The organism is Halorubrum sp. AJ67 (assembly GCF_000513435.1).
On sequence record NZ_CBVY010000019.1, the window covers coordinates 46,282 to 47,343 of the forward strand.

1 protein-coding gene is annotated in these 1,062 nt (G+C 70.1%); it reads left to right on the forward strand.

Going from position 1 to position 1,062, the window contains the following annotated elements:
* Positions 1 to 121 precede the first annotated feature (121 nt).
* A complete protein-coding gene (locus tag BN903_RS13045; protein ID WP_048078145.1) occupies positions 122 to 946 on the forward strand; it encodes a protein-glutamate O-methyltransferase CheR in 825 nt (274 codons plus the stop codon).
* Positions 947 to 1,062: the final 116 nt, after the last annotated feature.

Sequence of the window (1,062 nt, forward strand, 5' to 3'; positions counted from 1 at the left end):
TAGACCAGGAGGAAGTGGTCGTCAAACCGCTCGACGGTCCGCTCTCGGGGACGCCCGGCCTCAGCGGCACGGCCGTCCTCGGGGACGGGGACGTCGTGGCCGTGCTCGACGTGGTGAGCCTATGAGCGACGCGACGGACGGCCCGGCGGGGGAGACCGCGTTCGAGGGCGTTCTCCGGCAGATCGACGACACGGTTCCGTTCGAGCCGGGGTACTACAACGAGTCGTACCTCGACCGCCGGATCACGGCGCGGATGCGGCGGCGCGACACGGAGTCGCACGCCGAGTACGAGCGCATCCTCCGCGAGGACGCCGACGAGCGCGAGGCGCTGATGGACGCGCTCACGATCAACGTGACGGAGTTCTTCCGCAACCCGGAGATGTGGGACGTCCTCCGCGAGGTGTTGCGCGAGCGGACCGCGAACCAGCGGCGCGTCAGGGTGTGGTCCGCGCCGTCGGCTGACGGCCGCGAGCCGTACTCAGTCGCAATGTTAGCCTGCGACGACGACGAGATAGACGAGTCGCGCGTGGAGGTGCTCGGCTCCGACATCAGCGAGGAGGCGCTCGACAACGCCCGAGAGGGCGTCTACCACACGACGCGGACGACCGACATCGCCGAGGAGCTGGAGCCGCTCTCGGACCCGGACCGCTACGTCGAGCGCGACGAGGACGCGTTCCGCGTGCGCTCGGCGGTCAAGCGCCTCGTCGAGTTCGAGACGCACGACCTGATCCGCGACGGGGCCCGCGACCCCTTCGACGTGGTGCTCTGCCGCAACCTGCTGATCTACATCGACATCGACCACAAGGCCGCCCTGTTCGACACGCTCGAGGCGTCGCTCGCAGAGGACGGCGTCCTCGTGTTGGGAATGACCGAGAGCGTCCCCCCGGACCGGAGCGACCGCTACGAGCCGATCGACAAGCGACGGCGGGTGTTCGGGAGGCGCTGATGTCGCTGTACCAGCACGCCCGGGACGGGAACGCGGAGCAGATCCGGGACGCGCTCGGCAGCGACAGCGCCGCCGTCCGCCGCCGCGCCGCCGAGTTCCTCGGCGAGATCGGCGAG